General features: G+C 39.1%; 12 protein-coding genes. All 12 read right to left on the reverse strand.

Going from position 1 to position 19980, the window contains the following annotated elements; genetic code table 11:
- Positions 1 to 89: 89 nt before the first annotated feature.
- Positions 90 to 2030: a DUF3466 family protein gene (locus ACLKML_RS18545; protein WP_413284448.1), complete on the reverse strand. Its 1941-nt coding sequence runs from the start codon at positions 2028 to 2030 to the stop codon at positions 90 to 92.
- Positions 2031 to 3950, reverse strand: coding sequence for an ABC transporter ATP-binding protein (locus ACLKML_RS18550; protein ID WP_413284449.1), 1920 nt, complete (start codon positions 3948 to 3950; stop codon positions 2031 to 2033). It lies immediately after the preceding gene.
- Positions 3928 to 4170: a glutaredoxin family protein gene (locus tag ACLKML_RS18555; protein ID WP_413284450.1), complete on the reverse strand. Its 243-nt coding sequence runs from the start codon at positions 4168 to 4170 to the stop codon at positions 3928 to 3930. The genes ACLKML_RS18550 and ACLKML_RS18555 overlap by 23 nt, the downstream gene beginning before the upstream one ends.
- Positions 4163 to 6301 (reverse strand): bifunctional 23S rRNA (guanine(2069)-N(7))-methyltransferase RlmK/23S rRNA (guanine(2445)-N(2))-methyltransferase RlmL, encoded by a 2139-nt coding sequence (rlmKL, locus tag ACLKML_RS18560; protein ID WP_413284451.1) that lies wholly within the window; start codon positions 6299 to 6301, stop codon positions 4163 to 4165. The genes ACLKML_RS18555 and rlmKL overlap by 8 nt, the downstream gene beginning before the upstream one ends.
- A 584-nt stretch (positions 6302 to 6885) precedes the next feature.
- Positions 6886 to 7428 (reverse strand): cell division protein ZapC, encoded by a 543-nt coding sequence (locus ACLKML_RS18565; protein ID WP_413284452.1) that lies wholly within the window; start codon positions 7426 to 7428, stop codon positions 6886 to 6888.
- A gap of 155 nt (positions 7429 to 7583) precedes the next feature.
- On the reverse strand, positions 7584 to 8594 hold the full coding sequence (gene pyrD, locus ACLKML_RS18570) for a quinone-dependent dihydroorotate dehydrogenase (protein WP_413284453.1): 1011 nt from the start codon (positions 8592 to 8594) through the stop codon (positions 7584 to 7586).
- A 46-nt stretch (positions 8595 to 8640) separates the two neighbouring features.
- Entirely contained in the window at positions 8641 to 13485 is a 4845-nt protein-coding gene (locus tag ACLKML_RS18575; protein WP_413284454.1) for an NAD-glutamate dehydrogenase, read from the reverse strand.
- Between the two features lie 177 nt (positions 13486 to 13662).
- Positions 13663 to 13881: a DUF2835 domain-containing protein gene (locus ACLKML_RS18580; protein WP_413284455.1), complete on the reverse strand. Its 219-nt coding sequence runs from the start codon at positions 13879 to 13881 to the stop codon at positions 13663 to 13665.
- Positions 13882 to 13989: 108 nt separating this feature from the next.
- On the reverse strand, positions 13990 to 16608 hold the full coding sequence (gene pepN / locus ACLKML_RS18585; protein ID WP_413284456.1) for an aminopeptidase N: 2619 nt from the start codon (positions 16606 to 16608) through the stop codon (positions 13990 to 13992).
- Positions 16609 to 16736: 128 nt separating this feature from the next.
- Positions 16737 to 18743, reverse strand: a complete 2007-nt coding sequence (gene prc, locus ACLKML_RS18590) for a carboxy terminal-processing peptidase (RefSeq protein ID WP_413284457.1) — start codon at positions 18741 to 18743, stop codon at positions 16737 to 16739.
- A 17-nt stretch (positions 18744 to 18760) separates the two neighbouring features.
- Positions 18761 to 19396, reverse strand: coding sequence for an RNA chaperone ProQ (gene proQ / locus ACLKML_RS18595; protein ID WP_413284458.1), 636 nt, complete (start codon positions 19394 to 19396; stop codon positions 18761 to 18763).
- 100 nt (positions 19397 to 19496) lie between these two features.
- Positions 19497 to 19970 carry a GAF domain-containing protein gene (locus ACLKML_RS18600; protein WP_413284459.1) on the reverse strand — a complete coding sequence of 158 codons (474 nt, stop codon included), beginning with the start codon at positions 19968 to 19970 and terminating at the stop codon, positions 19497 to 19499.
- Between the last annotated feature and the right edge of the window lie 10 nt (positions 19971 to 19980).

Below are 19980 nucleotides of genomic sequence, written 5' to 3' on the forward strand. Positions count from 1 at the left end.
TAATTAATATTGGTTCAACAATGCTAATTTCTCAAGGGCAAAAAAAAACGGATTCAAAAATTTGAACCCGTTTCATTAATTTGAAAAATTTATCGTTTACGACTGAAACTAAAAAGAGCTAATAGTGTCAAAGCAATAAATCCAATACCACCACCTTGTCTTGAAACAGTAGTGCTTGCAGCGCTGCGCACTTCTATATCTGCACTCGTGGCACCAGAAATTGGCACTAATTTAACGGCAACAATATGTTCCTCGCCAGAACCTTCACCACAATATGCGTTATGTGCGGTAGAATCATACTCGCCAACAGAACATTTAAGCGCTGTAGCAGATATAACACCTGCATCATTAATATCCGACGCATTAATCACGCGATAGCGATTATTAGCAGAACTGTGAGTTCCGCCATTAGTTAAATCATCAATCCACCAAGCTTGATTATTAAATATCGCTCTTCTTTCCGATTGAGTTGTGTCATCATTATACGGATAGATAAACGCCCGCTTTCTACGAACTTTACCATTAACTTCTCGATGACTTTCTGCGTCTATTTGGCCCACAATTTCATTGTAATTATTAATGGCATTGGCTTCACCGCCAGCACCACTAAAGAATATACCACCGTCAAAATAACTCGCTGTCGGATTACCTGAGCTTGCATCGGCAATAAATAAACGATTATTGGCAGATCCTGATTCTGGTTTGCTGCCATAACGTTTTGCTTCGCCGATAACTAACAAATGTTCATTAATATCTTTTGCCACCGAATTACTATAAATGTAATCGCCACTAATTCTAACCGTAGCGTTGGTAATAAAGGTATTTGACCATCCATTTTCTTGAACAGAAAAATTAGCTTTAGGATAAAAAACCGCGGCTTGCATTAATAGAATGCTATTATATTCAGTAGTGTTATAACCGACCAGAACAGGCTTATCTTGATAGCTTCCTGACGTTGGAACGATCGCTGCTCGTACACTACCCTGGGCTGAGTAATCGTCTTCATTGGCGCTATCTTTGGTATCATCTCCAGAAGCATCACCAATGTCATCCCATAAAGCAACACTTACACCTTCAGCCGTTAAATTAGTCGTAGTATCAGTGACACCCCAAACATAAGGTTTCATGGCAAATGCAAAGTTTTGACACGCCTCAAGCACTTCAGGATCATCAACTAAGCAGTTAGCTAAATCGCCAGAGTAGTCTTTGTCGCTATCAGAGTAGTTAAATGGTGCGACAGCGGCGGAGCCAACCACATATTTTTCTGGCGTTCCGTCGTCGTCGTCATCATATTCAAACCAATCGAACGCCAAGGTTCTGCCCATTTTAGCAACAATTGCATCACTAGCATCTTGTCGAGGAAGTAACAAAGTACCGTCGTAAAATCCACGTTGACGATAAACAAGAGCAGCATTCGTTCCGTTAGAAAAATAACCACTACTTGTGATACCGATGGCTTTAGAATCATCATCTAATGCAGTTACTACGACATTTTTACTGTCGTTAATTGCACTAAAACTGGTTGGTGTAACACTAGAATCAGGCGCATCAACACTGGTCGATTCAATAAATCCAGATGCATTCGATTTATAGGTACCCAAGTTCCAGGCTTCACGCTCGTGGTACAACCCTCCTACTTGGTTATCTAAATCACCGAACCATTGATTTTCAGCCCACGCTTCACAAGTTGCATAGCCGAGTTCATTGTCACAGTAGCTTTCTAGATCATCTTGATCTAGATAAAAGAATCGGTTATCAATACCAAAAGGCACTTCTTTTTTATAAGAGAAGCCAACATAAGATTCACCAGTATCGCCAGCCAGATCAAAGCTTGAACCAGTCCCGCAATCGACACTTGAACTAAAGCAACCTAGATTGTCGCTACCAATATCTCCAGTTTCAATAACAGAACCATAAGATTCTGTTCCAGTAGAGGTAACTTCAACAACCTGATACAGTGCTGCGTTAGCCTGTGTTGCCCCTAACACTAACAAGGCTAATGCAGATAATTTAAATTTATTATTACTCATTTACTTATCAAATTCCTGTTGCATAGCCTCTAATTCTTCCCATCTTTCAAAGGCTATTTCCAATTGTTGTTCTTGCGCTGCCAATTTATCTAATATAGGTTGAGTTTGCTCGACAGACTGAGCAAAAAACTCTGGCGTATTGACTTCTTGTTGAAGTTTTTCTATCGCCATTTCAAATTGTTCTAATTTTGCTGGCAGCTCTTCTAATTCACGTACAAGTTTATACGATAATTTTTTTGTCTTAACGCTTTGCTTGGTTACTTTTGTCGGCGACTTAACAACATTTTGCTTTTTTTCAACGCTTGGAGCTCTAGTTTTGAGTGCTTGTAATCGTTGCTGTTGAGCATCGTGGTATCCGCCAACGAATTCTTCTATTACACCATCACCTTCAAATATCCAACTTGTCATTACTGTATTATCAACAAACTGGCGATCATGACTAACTAAAAGTAATGTCCCCTCATAGTTGGCAAGTAAATCCTCTAAAAGTTCCAATGTTTCGATATCTAAATCATTCGTCGGTTCATCAAGAATCAATAGGTTATTAGGTTTAGTGAATAACCTAGCCAATAATAAGCGATTTTTTTCACCGCCAGACAAGGCTTTTACTGGGGTGCGTGCTCTCTTAGGTGAGAATAAAAAGTCCTGTAAATAACTAAGCGCATGACGCTCTTTACCACCTATAGTGACTTCTTGTTTGCCATCAGCCAGATTATCAATAACGGTTTTTTCTGGATCTAACGTTTCTCGGTACTGGTCGAAATAGGCAACCTCAAGTTTGGTACCACAGCGTAACTTACCTGATTGAGGTTCGAGTTGGTCGAGCAGCAGTTTTAACAGTGTACTTTTACCACAGCCGTTTGGACCAATAAGACCGATTCTGTCACCACGCATAATATTAAAACTAAAATTAGATACGATTGGTTTGTTATCATATTCAAAACTAATATTGTCAGCTTCAAAAACGATTTTTCCAGAACGATTAGAAGTATCGATTTGAATATTTGCTTTACCCTGCACTTCTAAGCGATCCGATCGCTCTTGCCTAAGTTTTTTTAGAGCACGAACTCGACCTTCATTACGGGTCCGGCGAGCTTTAATTCCCTGACGGATCCAAACTTCTTCCTGGGCTAATTTTTTATCGAATTCCGCATTTTGCATTTCTTCAACTCGCAAAGCCTCTTCTTTATCGACTAAAAACTGCTCGTAGTTGCCAGGAAATGAAGACAATTTACCTCTGTCGAGGTCTACAATTCGAGTCGCCATTGATTTAATAAATGCTCTATCATGCGAAACAAAGATAATTGAACCACGGAAATCTTTTAAAAACCCTTCTAACCATTCAATCGTGGTGACATCTAAATGGTTGGTCGGTTCATCGAGGAGCAAAACATCTGGGTCGCATACTAACGCTTTAGCTAACGCTGCTTTTCTCTGCCAACCTCCAGATAAATCGGTTAGCTTGGTATGTCCGTCTAATTTTAGTGCCGCTAAAACGTTTTTAATTCTATCCTCAAACCGCCATGCTCCAGTGTGATCAAGCTCTTCTTGCACTTTAGCAAGCCGGTTGATATTTTTCTCTGACGGGTCCTCAGCAATAAGATCCAAAAGATCTTGGTAGATCTTAAGAGTTTTTCCTATTTCAGCTAAACCACTCGCAACGTACTCTAAAACTGTACCTTGTTCATTTCTTGGCGGGTCTTGTTCTAAACGGGAGACAACCACATCTTGTGTTATCTGGTACTTACCGTCATCCATAATAACGTCACCAGATAGAATTTTCATTAGAGTAGATTTACCTGCCCCATTTCTTCCAACCAAACAAACTCGTTCATTTTCTTGTAAGGCAAAATCTGAACCATCGAGAAGTGGAACATCGCCAAATGCTAAGTGACCATTATTTATGGTAAGTAATGCCATTTTTTTCTAACCAATATTTAAGTTGTTCGTCATCAAACGGCCAATTCAATTCATTGCCAGCACAATGCAGTACTGGAATAGTGACCCCGTAACGTAAAAATAATTCATCATTGAATGCAATATCAATGACCTGTGGTGTTAATCCTATCACACCAAGCATAGCTAGCACTTGTTCACACAAATGGCAGCCGTCGGTGCTATAAAGTATCAGATTAGGCATTATTATCATGAGTAATCAGCCAACAATTATGAATCTGTTTATTACGCGCAAAATCCATAGGCAGCGTTTTCGCCGAGATGTTAACGGCACAAAGCCCTGCTTGTTTTAATCCATCTAAATCCATTTTAAAGTGGCGTCTGTTATTGGAAAACAGAATCGTCCCCTCTTTTCTAAGCAGTAATTTCAAATCCTTCAGCAGCGTTAGATGGTCTCTTTGCACGTCAAACGTTTGATCCATGCGTTTTGAATTAGAAAACGTCGGCGGATCAATGAAAATAAGGTCATAATCCTGAGTACATTTGCGTACCCACTGTAAACAATCAGCATGTTCAAATCGGTGCTGATCACCAATCTTAACGTTCAACTTTAAGTTTTCTTTCGCCCACTCAAGATACGTTTTCGACATATCAACCGTCATAGTTGATTTTGCTCCGCCAAAAGCGGCGTGAGCAGTTGCCGATCCGGTATAAGCGAACAAGTTAAGAAAATCTTTACCCTGCGCCATTTCACCAATAATACGTCGTGTAATTTTATGGTCGAGGAATAGACCGGTATCTAGATAATCATGTAGGTTTACCAGCAATTTTACCCCATATTCTTGTACTTCAAAATTGCGAGACCCTTCACCTAATTTTTGATATTGAGAGGTGCCTTTCTTCTTTTCGCGAGTTTTGAGTACCACGTTATTAGCATTAATTCCTGTCACTTGAATAGCCGCGCGAATAACATCCGTTAACCTGCGTTTTGCTTTTTCTTCAGGAATATCTTTTGGTGCAGCGTATTCTTGTATAACAAGATTGTCTAAGTACAAATCGATAGCGACGTTATATTCGGGAAGGTCGGCATCGTAAATTCGATAACAGTCGAGCTGTTCTCGTTTAGCCCACTTGCCAATTTTTGCCAAATTCTTTTTCAATCGATTAGAAAAATCAGGAGCGATTGGGCCATCAGATGACGCGTTTTCCGTACCAATTGATGAAGTGGCTCGGCGTTCACTGATTAAGTAATTTTTTTGGTGACACGGTAACGCCCCGTTTTGTAGCTTATACTGTTTTTCTGCTCTCATCCTCAAACAACTCAATAATTCGTCTGAACTGGAGAAAATTGACGCTTGGCTACCCGCGAAGTTCGCTTTTAACTGTGCTCCCAGAGACGTATATAAAGCAATTAAGCCAGGTTCTGTTCCCAACCTTTCTCCATATGGAGGGTTAGATACAATAACGCCTGTGTCGAAACCTTCAGGGCGAGTTAACGCCGCAGCATCAGCGCAAGAAAATTCAATGACATCAGTTAAGCCAGCTCTTTTCGCATTAGCTCTTGCAATAGTTAATACACGCTTATCATTATCGAAACCAAAAAATTTGGTCTCAATATTTCTTAGCCCTTTGCGCCCTTGCACATTCGCTTCTGCTTTCATTTGAGCCCACACTTCGGGTTCAAAATCGTTTAGTGCTTCAAAAGACCATGTTTTTCTCAACACACCTGGCGCCATATTGGCCGCCATCATCGCAGCCTCAATCAACAAGGTTCCTGAACCACATAGAGGATCCAATAACGACACCCCCTTTTTCCAGCCACTACGCATTATAATTGCAGCAGCAAGTGTTTCACGTAATGGCGCTTTGCCAGCTTCGGTTCGATACCCACGTTGATGCAAACCTAAACCAACTAAGTCTAACCCTAGAATAGCTTTATCACGATGGAGCCTAACATGTACACGAAGATCCGGTTGCTCTTTATTAATAGACGGTCTTTCCAAGTTTTTCTTGGTAAAGCTATCAACAATCGCATCTTTCACTTTCATCGCGCCATATTGGCTGTTTCTAATTTGATTGTTGGTGCCGTTAAAATCGACTACAAACGTTTTATCACTGGTGAAATGAGAAGACCAATTTACTGCCGAAGCTGTCAAATAAAGATCCATATCATCTTGGCAGTTAAATTCTGACAGTACACGTACAAACCTTGAAGCAATTCGGCTCCACAAGCAACAGCGGTATATTTGTTGGTTAGTTGCTTTAAATTTTACCCCTGCTTGTACAGGTTTAACATCAACTATTCCGAGTGTTTTAAGTTCTTCGGCAAGCAAATTTTCTAAGCCATTTGAAGTAATCGCTAAATATTGGTTCATATCTGTCTTAATCAGCAAAAAAATGGTCTTGATTATACCTGATTAGTAATTCAATTAAGAAATAAAACACCGATAAATCTCAGTTAAATAATTTAATCGACTAAAAAACCACCGCTTAATTTTACCCAACTAACAGGAAACTAATTTTACTCAAAAAATGAAGTGAGCATTTACTTCATAATTTATCTAACCATTTTTAAATACTCACAAGCGAAGTGAATACTTATGCTTTATCAATTTGGTATAGACCAGATTGAATTTACGGATGAAATTTAATTACATTTGGCTTTAAAATGGGAATTTTTTAGCAAAAACTGTACAAAAATCCATCTTGTTTCTATTGTATAGGAAATAAAAAAAATTCGATTTGGCAGGCATGTCTCAGTGATGAGAGCAAAATTAGCTTGGTAGTAAGGGATGTTGCTAACTAATTGATCGATAGATTCAGTATGAGTTTGAAGTGGCTTATCTTCAAAAGCTTACCTTTAAAAAAGAGCTGTGGAGATCATGGAGGTGAGTAACAAAAAAAATCGACCACTTAGGGTCGATACAAATACAACAAGGGAACAGGAACGAATTAAATATTAACCAACTAATGCAACGTTTAATGAGTTAAATAGATGATTAGCGCGTGCCATACGATTGTGCATTACTTTAATCGCCTCGCCAAATTTAAGTTCCTTACGGCCATCTAATATAAAAGGTTCATTTTCAACAAGAGCACACAAGCTGGCATTGTCACCAACTTCTATCACCATGAAGTAACCTTCCCCATTGCGATTTTTTAAATGAATAATGTCGCCTTCACAAGGCACGTAATCGGCCTCTTGTAAGTCGAAAAACCAACTCTTAGGCAGAACGGGTTTATGGAAACGTTTTGCTGCAACGCAATTGAGTGTTAATTCAGCTTGTCTAGGTTCAGATAACTCTAATTTGGACGCTCTTTGTTTGAATTCTTGGAATGCGGACGCATCATCAACAGTAAAATCTGTATCAGTATAGGCGCAATCTACAAGAAGCTTGTTTGGGATATTGACTCTAAACAACATGTCATTTCCAAGGTCCAACATCAGAGCTTTCTCTTGCTCATCGTAAAACCAATTCCATGTATCTCTTGGTTTAAGCATCGTTCCGTCTCTATTATTTTTTTAATTCCGTCTCTAGGTTGACTGTAATTTCACCTATTCCAACTAACGAAAATAATTCTACAAGTAGAAGAACAAAAAAAAAGAGGAAATTAAATTCCTCTTTTCCAGATAAACAACGATGTAAAACCGTAAAATTAGAGATTCTTAACGATATCTTTGACTAAACCTGGGCCGTGATAAATAAAACCAGAATAAACCTGTACAAGTTTAGCGCCCGCAAGCATTTTCTCTTTTGCCGCAACAAAAGAGTCAATTCCACCAACACCGATTATCGGAATATTATCGCCCAACTTAGCATGCAGTAGTCGAACAACTTCGGTACTTCTTTGTTGTACAGGACGACCACTTAACCCACCTGCTTCATTGGCGTGCTTCATTCCTTTTACCAAATTTCTATCTAGCGTAGTATTGGTCGCGATAACTCCATCTATTTGGTGTTGGAGCAAGGAATCACATATTTGATTTATTTCATCATCACTTAGGTCTGGGGCTATTTTAAGTGCGAGTGGCACATACTTCCCGTGCAATCGTTCAAGTTCACCTTGTTTGGTTTTTAACTCAGCCAATAGTTGGTCCAGCGCTTCTCCATATTGAAGCGTTCTTAGTCCGGGTGTATTAGGTGAAGAAATATTAACGGCAATATAACCCGCATACTGGTAGGTTTTTTCCATGCAGATTAAGTAATCTTCTGTACCTTTTTCTATTGGAGTATCTTTATTCTTACCAATGTTGATACCTAATACGCCATCGTAAGAGGCTTTTTGAACATTGGCGATAAGATTATCCACCCCATCGTTGTTAAAACCCATTCGATTAATTAAACCTTCGGCTTCAGTTAAGCGAAACAACCTTGGCTTATCATTACCTGGTTGTGGCTTAGGAGTAACCGTTCCTACTTCAATGAAGCCAAAACCCATGGCCCCAAATGCATCAATACATTCACCATTTTTATCTAAGCCTGCAGCGAGACCTACGGGATTTTTAAAGGTTAATCCCATACATTCGACTGGTCGGTCAGGTAAATGTTGGCGGTAAAATAGATCTAATGGTGTACCTTGAATCCGTTTAAAGTTATCAATGGCGAGATCATGTGCTTTCTCGGCATCAAGTTGGAAAAAGCCAGTCCTGGCTAGACGGTAGAGCATGTACACCTCCGATAAAAAAAGCCCCGTATAAACGGGGCTGTATTATTTACTTATTTTTAGAACAATTCAAATTTAATAACATCAGTTCTCGCAAAGCGACTGAAAATTTAGCAAATTCATGCACAGCTCCAACTTTAAACTCATTGAGTATACTTTCCCAACGTTGTAATGAAGGTTCATTACTAGTGATCCATTCATCTAACGCGACTAACGGGTCCAACGTATCACCTTCCGCACAATTGCAACTTAATACTAATGAAGTCAGCTGACGTTGTTGCCAATCAAGATCTTCTCTGAAAGCTGCACGGGCAAGTGCTTGCCAATTATTATCCACCGCTTGAGTATTGATCTGTTTTAAGAACCAATGTAAGGAAATTCTATCTCCTAAATTAAAGTATAATTTCGCCGCATCTTCAACACTGTGGCCACTCTCTTTAGCAACAGATGAAATATCCAGAGCTGAATTTAAACTAGATAAACGAGATACATGGTGAGCAAGCTCTGGTTCAACACCTTGTTCAATCCAAGATTCAGCGAGTTGGTTGTGTTCTTCCACTTCCGCTGAAACCAAGCATTGATCCAGAACCTGATGAACAGCATTAACATCAGCCTTATAAGTTTCAATAAGTTGGCTAACATTACACTGACCAGGATTATTTCTAATCATCCAACGAGACAACCGTCGTAACGTTCGACGTACATGGGAAATAAGTTCATATTGCGCTTCGGCTGTTGCAATATTGTCCAATTTACCAATTCGTTTTATTATCTGTTCAAAATTAAATATATCTCTAGCTGCAGCATAGGAATTCGCTACTTTTACAATGTCGGCCCCTGTTTCCTCTTGTAAGCGAGTAACAAAATTGCACCCCATCTCGTTTACCATTTGATTGGCTAACGATGTAGCAATGATCTCGCCTTTCAATGGGTGATTGTCGGCATGCGCAATATAGTTACGGCGTAACTCTTCTGGGAAATATCGAACTAGTGACTGCTTGTGATATTCATCAGATGAAATCGCATCAACAACCAATTGTTCTTTTAACACCATTTTTCCGTAAGCAATCAAGACCGAAAGTTCAGGTCTAGTCAATGCTAAACCTTTCTTCTCACGTTCTAGTAGAGTTTCATCATCGGGAATATGTTCTAGCGCTCTGTCCAAATAACCCGTTTTTTCCAAAGTATGAATAAAACGGACCAATTCCTTAACTAATGCCGTACCTTGATATTCAGTAACAGAAATAGATTCGGATTGACGATAAGCGTCGTCAAGCACGATCTCTCCTACTTCAGCCTCCATTTTAACTAAAATTTCATTGCGCTGTTTGGTGGTCATATCGCCAAGAGCAACTAAACCATTGAGAAATATCTTGATATTAACTTCATTATCCGAGCAATCAACGCCGCCCACGTTATCGACAAAGTCCGTATTTACCCGGCCACCGTTTAATGCATATTCAATACGGCCACGTTGAGTAAAGCCTAAATTACCGCCTTCACCAATAATTTTTGTTTTCAATTGTGAACCATCTATACGTAACGCATCGTTTGCTCTATCACCTACGTCGGTATGTGTTTCTGTTGATGCTTTAACATAGGTACCTATGCCGCCATTCCATAAAAGATCCACTTCCATTTGCAAAAGCATCTTAATAAGATCATTCGGAGCTAACGATGCTTTGCGTGTTCCCAGCATTTTTTGGATTTCTGGCGTTAATTTGATCGACTTAGATCGACGCGAGAACACTCCGCCACCTTTAGAGATCAATTGTGGATCGTAATCCTCCCAACTTGATCGACCTTTATGGAATAAACGATCTCTTTCTACCCATGATGTAGCCGCATCAGGATTAGGATCGATAAAAATATGTAAATGGTTAAATGCTGCTTGTAGCCTAATATGTTTTGACAGTAACATACCATTGCCAAATACATCCCCTGCCATATCGCCAATACCTACACAGGTAAAATCGGTTGTTTGGCAGTTAATACCCATTTCTCTAAAGTGGCGTTTGACCGATTCCCAAGCACCTTTTGCTGTTATACCCATCGCCTTGTGGTCGTAACCATTAGAACCACCAGATGCAAATGCATCACCCAACCAAAAATTATATTCATCCGCCACTTGGTTGGCTAAATCAGAAAATGTTGCGGTACCTTTATCGGCCGCGACGACCAAATAAGGGTCGTTTTCATCATGGCAAATGACATGATTTGGATGAACGGTTTCACCTTCAATAATATTGTCTGAAATATCTAACAGTGCGCGGATAAATTGCATGTAGCAACGCTTACCTTCGGCAAATATCTCATCTCGAGACGACAAGTTAGCTTGCTTTTTGCACACAAAGCCACCTTTTGCTCCAACCGGAACAATTACCGTATTTTTCACTTGTTGTGCTTTAACTAAGCCTAAAATTTCAGTACGGAAATCTTCTTGTCTATCTGACCAACGAAGTCCACCACGAGCAACTTTGCCTCCGCGTAGATGTACACCTTCGATATCTGGCGAATAAACGAAGATCTCAAAAGCTGGAACGGGTTGTGGAATATCAGGGATTTCACTTGGCTTGAGTTTTAACGATAACCATGGTTTGTTTTTTTTATTTTGATCTATTTGGAAGTAATTCGTTCTTAACGTTGCACAGATCATTTCCATATAACGACGAATGATCCGATCATCATCTAAACTCTCAACTTGATCTAGTTGTTCAGTGATGTGGTTAATAAGATCAGATTGACCTTTATTGGTACCTTTATGTTTAGGATCAAAACGTTTAATGAATAACTGAACCAAACTTTTCGCCAATTCAGGATGATTAGATAACGTATCTTCAATATAATTTTGACTAAAGGGGAAACCCACTTGCCTCATATAACGGGCGTAACTTCTAACAATAGTAATTTCTCTGCCCGTTAAACCAGCACCAAGCAAAAGGCGATTAAAACCATCACTTTCAAGTTCACCGGCCCAAATAGAGGCAAAGGCTTGTTGGAATCTCTGTTGCGATTCTCTCAAATCGATTTGCGCTTCACTTTTGTGCAGCATAGAAAAATCCAATATCCAATAGACGGTTCCATTGGTTTTTCTTATTTCATACGGTGATTCCCCTACCACACGTAAACCTAAATTTTCTAGCATAGGCATTACATCAGACAAATGAATCGGGTTGTCTCTATGATAAAGTTTTAGATGAACAACTTTTGAATTCATGCCCTCTTCTTGTGGACGATAAAACAACATGCCTAATTTATTGTTGTCACTTAGATTTTCCAGCTTCTCAATATCCGCAACCGCAACACCTGGCATCACATCCGATTTATATGAGTTAGGAAATGCATTTTTAAATTCCTTGGCAAATGGCAAACCTTTACTCTCTCCAAGGTTAGCAACAATTGCGTCGGTTAATCTATCGTCCCAAGTTGAAAACGCTTCCATTAAATTATGCTCTATCGTTTTTACGTCCACATTGAAATTATTATTATCAACACGAACGATATAGTGTGTTCTGGCTATCGGGCTTTCTGAAAAATAGGTCGTGAAATCCACTTCTTGATCAGAATTTAGGTGCTGTCTTAAAATCTTTTGTGTTTGTTTTCTTACTTCGGTGCTATATCGTTCTTTTGACACATAAACCATACAACTAAAAAATCGACCAAACGGGTCTTTTCGTACAAACAAACGAACCAGATCTCTGTCCTGCATCTGTACTACACCCAAGCCAATTTTTAGCAGTTGATCTTCATCAGCTTGAAGTAATTCATCACGTGGATAATTTTCTAAAATATTATGCAGTGCTTTGTAAGAATGCGAACCGGCCCGATAACCACTTGAGTTAAGAATACGTTCCACTTTCTGACCAATAAGCGGAATATTAAATACACTTTGGTTATAAACTGCCGAGGTATATAGGCCAGTGAATCGATGTTCGCCAACTACGTTGCCTTTTTCATCGAATTTTTTTATGCCAATGTAATCTGTATAAGCAGGACGATGAATTCGTGATGGCGCATGTCCTTTTGTTAAAATAAGCAGATAAGGTTTGGTGGCTTCAGCCTGTGCGGATTCTGCAAACTGTGTTAGTTTTACCGTGCGAATACGCTTTTTAATAGCGAACAAGCCTAGTCCTTTTTCTGCGGTAGGTTCTAGCTGAAGCCCTTCTTTATTTTCAACCAAGTCATATTCTTTATATCCCATAAAGGTAAAATTATGCTTAGCCAGCCATTTCATAAATTGCAGGCTTTCTTGCAAACGTTCTTTTTCTAGTGGGATATTATTAGCATTCTGCTCAGATTGTTGGATGACTTGTTGTAACTTGTCTGACATAAGTTGCCACTGAGAAACAACCAGTCCAGTATCAGTCAGTACTGCAATTAGCTCTTGTTTTAACGCCTTCATTTCATCTGGATCATTTAAACGGTCCACTTCAATGTGGAACAACGATTGGTATTCACCTTTACCATCGTTAACGGATACCATATCGCCCGTTTTATTTCTCTGTATTTGCGTCGGTCCGTTTAGCATGAAATGACAAGTTAACCCCAATCGAGTTAATGCCATTTTTGTTGACTCAACTAAAAATGAACTGTCCGGTACTACTATTTCTACAATAGTATGAGTAGATTGCCATCCATGACGACCGAAACTAGGATTAAAAACTCGAACAGAAACATCACTCGGGCTTGTCTCTGAAATATGATGCCACAAGCTTACTATCGCACCGTAAAGATCAGAATCGTTACGATGAATTAAATCGTCTTGCGAAATATTGTTATAAAGATGTTTCGCAAGTTGGGTAACTAAAGGTTTTTGAGCAATTTCAAGTTTATCTTGTATAAGCTGATACACTTTTTCAAGAAGAACTGGTACAACCGTTTCGCGTGCGGCCATAATGCACTCCAAATTGTATTTTTGTTAAGGGCAAGGAATTGTGAGTTCATGGAACAAGACACATGTTTAATTGTAAAATACTTATTGTATTTTGGTTAATCAATTGAACGTTTAAGTGTCGAGCAAGATCAAAATCTGTGAGAGATAGCATATTTAACCTACTGAAATTTAACACTTCTACAAGACTTCCAATCGGACAAACTTGTTATCAGGATCTGTGGTTAAACGAAATCGACCTCGAATCCCTATTTGAGTTAGGAAAGGCCTCAATCTTGCGGCGGGAATTTGTAAATTAAGGCCTTGCTCAGTATAAACCATAACGCTGCTTGCACTACCAGAATAGTGCTGTAAAAACACGTGATAAGGAATATCTAAGCGAAAGGTATAATGATTCATTTAATCTAGTCAAATCCTTAATCTTTAGTGTCGAAGTTTACAATCTCTAATTAAGATAACCTGAAAACAAGTGTTCACAGGTTATCTTATATAAACATGTTATGTTGATTAAGACTCTAGTGCTTTTGTGACTTTCTCAAATAAATCTTTGGCTAAATTGTCCAGTTTAGAAAGTTGCTCTAACTGAGTACGCATTAATGCCTGACGGGCTTGATCATAATTGCGATATTTCAGCAGTGGATCAATAAGTCGCGATGCCACTTGAGGATTACTGTTATTTAATTCAGCTAATATTTCACCAATAAACTGATAACCTGAACCATCCTTGGCATGGAAATGAACCGGATTAGCATTGAAAAATGCACCTAATAAACTACGAATTCTATTCGGGTTTTTCAAACTAAAGGCAGAATGATTCATTGTTTGTTTGATCATATGTAATGCATTATCTGCCGGATTAGTACCTTGTAATGCAAACCATTTGTCCATTACTAATCCGTCGTCACTCCACTTATTGCTAAAATCAGCCATCAGATTTTCACGACAGTCGAGTTGTGCCAAATTAGCCGAGGTTAATGCCGCGATTGTATCGGTCATATTATTCGCGCTGGTATAATGTTGTGACACGAGCTCATTTCCACTTGGTAAATAAGCCAAGTAACCTAAGCAAACATTTCTAAGTGAGCGCTGACCAATAGCAGGATGTTCGATTGAATAGTCATCTTTACGTAACGTTACGTAAAGTGCATTTAATTCATCTTGCAAGCTTTCCGCCAGAAGCACTTTAATTGAATGTAAAACTGAAGCGATCACGTCTACATCAATAGGTTTAAACCAACCAGCAACTTCATTCTGACTTGGCAGCGACAACATCTCTGCAATAAAAGCATGATCAAGATCGGAATTTAACAAGACACCTCTAAATGCGTCGATAACTTGCTCAGAGAGTAAAAATGGTTGCCCTTTTTGCTGATTTTCAGCATTAGATTTAATGTATTTAGCCAATAACATCTGGCCAGCGTCCCAGCGAGCAAAATCATTGGATGCATGTACCATCAAAAACATTAATTCATCATCTGAATAGTCATAGACCAATTTAACTGGCGCAGAAAATTCTCTAAGTAATGAAATAACTGGCTTTGCTTCTACATTTTCAAATATATAAGTTTGCTTTTCATCTTTAACATCCAGTACATTGCCAATTTGTTTACCAGCACATTGAAGTGGAATTATCTCACCTTGCTGTGAATATAATTCAATATTCAACGGAATATGTAATGGCAGTTTTTCTGGCTGTTCTGGGCTAGGAGGCGTAGATTGAACCACAGTAAGACTAAAGGTTTGTCTCTCTGAATTAAACTCTGTACTGACATTTATTGTTGGTGTTCCCGATTGGCTATACCAACGTTTAAATTGAGATAAATCAACTGAGGTAGCATCTTGCATAGCGGCAACAAAATCATCACAGGTTGCTGCCGTACCATCATGACGTTCAAAGTATAGTTTCATTCCTTTTTGGAAACCGTCTTCACCCAATAAAGTATGCATCATTCGAATAACTTCACTGCCTTTTTCATACACAGTTAAGGTATAAAAATTATTCATCTCGATGACTTTATCCGGTCTAATCGGATGCGACATTGGGCTGGCATCTTCTGCAAACTGAGGCCCGCGAATAATCCTTACATTGTTAATTCGATTAACTGCTCGAGATCCAAGGTCAGATGAAAATTCTTGATCTCTAAACACGGTTAAGCCTTCTTTTAAGCTCAATTGGAACCAATCACGACACGTTACTCGGTTACCTGTCCAATTGTGGAAATATTCATGACCGATAACCGCTTCGATACCTAGATAATCTGTATCGGTCGCAGTTTGATCATTGGCTAGTACATACTTTGAGTTAAAGACATTCAGCCCTTTGTTTTCCATTGCACCCATATTGAAAAAGTCTACTGCAACAATCATGTAAATATCTAAATCATATTCTAAGCCGAAACGCTTCTCGTCCCACTCCATAGAACGCTTTAAAGAAAGCATGGCATGAGTGGCTCGATCGAGATTACCTTGATCAACATATATTTCTAACGTGACCTCTCGACCAGACTTAGTTAGATATTTATCCGAAAGAACATCAAAGTCCCCCGCTACAAGAGCAAAAAGATACGCTGGCTTTGGATGAGGATCATGCCATTCAACCCAGTGTTTACCATTGGTAAGCTCACCTTGCGCGACTTTATTACCATTGCTCAATAAAAATGGGTATTGAGATTTATCCGCAATAACTTTCGTAGTAAATACCGCCAAAACATCAGGGCGATCCATATAATAAGTAATACGACGAAACCCTTCTGCTTCGCACTGAGTACAGAAAGCACCATCGGATTTATACAACCCTTCAAGCGCGCTATTTGCTTCTGGATCAAGTTGTGTTTTAACAGTAAGAATAAATTGGTTGGGTAACTCATTGATAACCAATTTTCCTTCCGTTTGTTGATATTGAGTCCAGTCAACTCCGTCAACTTGTAGTTCGAGTAGCGTCAGTTGCTCACCATCTAAACTAAGTGAATTGTTGCTACCCATTTGCTTAATAGTTGATACGGCAGTGACAACGGTTTTATTGTCGGCAAGATCAAATTCAAGCTTAATTTGAGAGATAGTGTGGCTAGGGGATTGGTAGTCTTTACGATATTTTGCTACTGGTTGGGATTGATTTTGTGACGACATCTTATTTCCTTTACTTTAACTTGTTAGCTTATCTGATCTAACAAGGTATAAATCGAATCTTTTATCTTGTTCAATCGAGCTAACAGAAAAAAACGAGCATTGCGCTCGTTTTTTCTGTTACCAATTGGTTAACTGGTTCGTAGTGTGTTGATCATATCTACCATAATATCAACAGATTCGTCTAAATAGGCGTCGGGGGCTTGATAATCTTTATCTACTTCATCTAAAGATTTAAACATTTCATTACCCATCGCTTTTTGACGTTGGTTTATACGATCCAAACGTTTCGCTTCTCTATCTTTTATTTGCTGCTCGCGTACTTTTTCATTTAAAGACAGCATATTATCGTCTTGTTCTGCTTTGTACTTAGCAATATCTTCAGCAATAAAACCAAACTCTCTGTCAGTACTAATTCGAACCTGATGTAGTTTGTCGAGTTGAGCGATTTGATCTTGGCGCTGCTTGATAACATTGTATGCAGCTTTATCTATGCTATCCCATGGAAGCGCATTATCTTCCACACTTTCCCCGGTATCTTCTGGATCAATAGCGGTTGGATAAGCGATATCAGGCACAACACCTTTGTTCTGGGTACTACCACCATTTATACGATAGAACTTTTGAATCGTGTATTGAACGTACCCTAATTCTTTATCAAACAAATCATAAATATGGTTCAAAGAACGGTGTTGTTGAACAGTACCTTTACCGAAAGTCTGCTCGCCTAAGACAATCGCTCTGCCGTAGTCTTGCATAGCAGCAGCAAATATCTCAGATGCAGACGCACTATAGCGATTAATCAATACCGTCATAGGACCATCATAACTAGAAACATTATCTGTATCACTGTTTACATTAACACGCCCATAACTGTCTCTTACTTGAACCACTGGGCCTTTTTTAATAAATAGACCAGAAAGCGCCGTCGCTTCAGTTAACGCGCCACCACCATTGTTACGCAAATCAACGATAATGCCATCGACTGATTGTTGTTCAAGTTGCTTGATTAATTTATCGGTATCTTTAGATAAGCCAACATAAAAACTCGGTACTTCAAGCACGCCAATTTTTTTGCCATCTTTCTCTACAACTTCAGATTTAACGGCCCTATCTTCTAAACGTACTTTATCGCGTACAATAGTGACATTGTAACTTTTACTGGTCTTTCCGTCAGGAAGAATATTAAGTGTAACTTTGGTGCCTTTAGGCCCTTTAATTAACTGAACGACATCATCAAGTCGCCAGCCAATAACATCAACCATTTCAGCATCTTCTTGACCAACGCCAATGATTCTATCACCATCATTTAATTCTTTACTTTTTGAAGCTGGTCCACCAGCGACAAGAGAGCGAATAACGGTATAATCATCGGTCATTTGAAGCACAGCGCCGATACCTTCTAACGACAAACTCATTTCTGACTGAAATTGCTCAGCATTACGTGGCGATAAATAACTGGTATGCGGATCAACTTGACGAGCAAAAGCATTCATATAAACCTGAAATGCATCTTCACTCTTAGATTGAGTAAGACGTTTAATCGCGTTGTTATAACGCTTTTCAAGCATCTCTTTAATTTCTGGCCACTCTTTTTCAGTTAACTTTAGGCTCAGCGCATCGTATTTTACTCGCTTACGCCACAATTCATCTAGTTCACTGGTATTTTTAGCCCAAGGCGCGTCTGATCTATCTAATTGGATAGATTCATCGCTATCGAAGGTTATTTCATCATCGAGAAGGGACAAAGCATAAACGTAGCGTTCATATCTTCTAAGCATAGATAAGTTGTAGACATCAAAGGCGATTTGATTGTTGCCGATTTTTAATTGATCATCGAGTAAAATAGACCAATCAGCAAAAGAGTCAATATCCGCTTGCGTGAAAATATTACGATTATAATCAAGCATTTCTAAATAGCGTTCAAACATCGCCTTAGAAAAATCATCATCTAAACTGAAATGTTTATAATGAGATCGAGTAAACCGTGAGGTTACTCTTTTACTTGCGGTTTGGTGCTGAACTTCAGCAGCAAGAGTTGGAAGTTGATCTTTAGAAATTTTTGATTCTAAAGCTTGGGCAGAAGCCGCAATGCTAATGCATGCGGCGACCAAAGTCAGTTTTAAACGGCATTTCATGCGTAGGATAATCTCCTCTATGCGCGCAAGTGCTCCACTTTTACCACCATTTGAAGGCCATTGGTTAGGCGAACACGTACATCATCCTTATTGATTTCGACTATTGTTGCAGCCATATTTCCTTTACCCATATTTACATTCACCTCTTTACCAACCGCCATTTCATCGGAGTTTAAAGAACGGGTTTCTGCAACTACAGGCTTACTTTTTTGTTTCTGCTGCTGTGGCTTAGCGGGTTTGGCATTGCGTTTTTGTGCCGCTGCTTTAGCTTTAATTTTGCCTTCTTCACGAGCTTTGTTAGCTTGCTCTTTTCGGCGTTCTTGCACTCGAGCCTTGCTCTCAGCAAGTGCTTGTTTTGCATGTTCAACATGCTCTTCTTCAAGCTCTCCACAAGCATTACCATCTAAATCAACACGTACTGCTCCGGGTTTTATCCCATGCAGATAACGCCATGACGACGTGTATTGTCTAAGTGCTGCGCGTAACTGAGTTTTACTCACTTTAAGGTCATCTTTCAATCGTTCTGCTAGATCTTGAAAAATACCAATTTTAAGTGGTTTAGCTTCACCTTCTAACGTAAAGCATTTAGGGAAACATTCAGCAACATAAGCGATAACTTCTTTGCTGTTTTTCAACTTTTCAGTGTTTTCCATGAGGTTTCCTGGTTGGAGCGGCCTTCCCGCGAACTAAATTTGACAAATATTTTGGCTATTATAAAGACATGCTTATGAAAAACCACAGGCAATTAACTTTTTATACTTTAATAGCCTGCGAATTAAGCACCTTTTCCACTTTATTCATCAGATCAACCAAGCCTAACTCATCAATTTCGCTGAACCTTGACAATTTAGGGCTATCGATATCTAAAACACCAGCAATTTTGCCATCAATAGAAAACGGAATAACAATTTCAGAATTAGTCTGCGCATCGCAAGCTATGTGCCCAGCAAATTCATGCACATCTTGTATTCTTTGTACTTGATTGGTTGTAACAGCAGTACCACATACTCCTCTTCCTAGAGGGATACGGATACAAGCAGGTTTACCTTGAAACGGACCTAATACAAGTTCATCGCCATCCATCAAATAGAAACCGACCCAATTAACGTCGCTCAATTCTAAATTTATTAACGCACTAAGGTTTGATAAATTCGCGATTAGGTTTTTCTCTGTCTCAATTAAGGCGATAGCTTGCTTAGCCAAAGATTGGTAATCTTTTAATTCCATACTTATATTT

It is taken from the genome of Vibrio sp. MA40-2 (genome assembly GCF_047302445.1).
Classification (GTDB): domain Bacteria; phylum Pseudomonadota; class Gammaproteobacteria; order Enterobacterales; family Vibrionaceae; genus Vibrio.

What these genes read in the sequence shown, in the direction of transcription:
- ACLKML_RS18550 (WP_413284449.1), bottom strand. Translation starts at nt 3,950, where the DNA reads ATGGCATTACTTACCATAAATAATGGTCACTTAGCATTTGGCGATGTT.
- ACLKML_RS18565 (WP_413284452.1), bottom strand. Translation starts at nt 7,428, where the DNA reads ATGCTTAAACCAAGAGATACATGGAATTGGTTTTACGATGAGCAAGAG.
- ACLKML_RS18600 (WP_413284459.1), bottom strand. Translation starts at nt 19,970, where the DNA reads ATGGAATTAAAAGATTACCAATCTTTGGCTAAGCAAGCTATCGCCTTA.
- pepN (WP_413284456.1), bottom strand. Translation starts at nt 16,608, where the DNA reads ATGTCGTCACAAAATCAATCCCAACCAGTAGCAAAATATCGTAAAGAC.
- ACLKML_RS18580 (WP_413284455.1), bottom strand. Translation starts at nt 13,881, where the DNA reads ATGAATCATTATACCTTTCGCTTAGATATTCCTTATCACGTGTTTTTA.
- prc (WP_413284457.1), bottom strand. Translation starts at nt 18,743, where the DNA reads ATGAAATGCCGTTTAAAACTGACTTTGGTCGCCGCATGCATTAGCATT.
- ACLKML_RS18575 (WP_413284454.1), bottom strand. Translation starts at nt 13,485, where the DNA reads ATGGCCGCACGCGAAACGGTTGTACCAGTTCTTCTTGAAAAAGTGTAT.
- ACLKML_RS18545 (WP_413284448.1), bottom strand. Translation starts at nt 2,030, where the DNA reads ATGAGTAATAATAAATTTAAATTATCTGCATTAGCCTTGTTAGTGTTA.
- pyrD (WP_413284453.1), bottom strand. Translation starts at nt 8,594, where the DNA reads ATGCTCTACCGTCTAGCCAGGACTGGCTTTTTCCAACTTGATGCCGAG.
- proQ (WP_413284458.1), bottom strand. Translation starts at nt 19,396, where the DNA reads ATGGAAAACACTGAAAAGTTGAAAAACAGCAAAGAAGTTATCGCTTAT.
- rlmKL (WP_413284451.1), bottom strand. Translation starts at nt 6,301, where the DNA reads ATGAACCAATATTTAGCGATTACTTCAAATGGCTTAGAAAATTTGCTT.
- ACLKML_RS18555 (WP_413284450.1), bottom strand. Translation starts at nt 4,170, where the DNA reads ATGCCTAATCTGATACTTTATAGCACCGACGGCTGCCATTTGTGTGAA.